The organism is Cupriavidus sp. SIMBA_020, assembly GCF_046535395.1.
Classification (GTDB): Bacteria; Pseudomonadota; Gammaproteobacteria; order Burkholderiales; family Burkholderiaceae; genus Cupriavidus; species Cupriavidus campinensis.
The window spans coordinates 1-275 of sequence record NZ_JAWRWU010000494.1 but is presented as its reverse complement, the minus strand read 5'-3'; the positions used below and the strand labels follow the sequence as shown (position 1 = coordinate 275).

Annotated in this window: 1 pseudogene; it reads left to right on the top strand. The window is 66.9% G+C overall.

The features are described from left to right. Positions 1 to 119: 119 nt before the first annotated feature. Positions 120 to 275, top strand: a pseudogene (locus SB751_RS30205) (proton-conducting transporter membrane subunit); the annotation flags it as partial.

The window sequence follows — 275 nt, the reverse complement described above, 5'->3', positions numbered from 1 at the left end:
CGGCGGCGACGTCGGCTCGTACATGCCCGGCGTCGTGACCGGCATCGCATGCTGCAGATCGAGCTTGCCGTTATCGCCGAACTCCGGGCACGGCGCGCCGGTCTCGGCGTCGAGTGCGCTCGCTGAACTACAACGACGTGTTCGCGAAGGGCCACGAAATCGCGGCGCTGACGTTCCCGGGCACCTCGTGGAATCTGCTCACGGTCGCGTGTATCTGCCTGTTCATCGGCGCGATGGGTAAGTCGGCGCAGTTCCCGCTGCACGTCTGGCTGCCC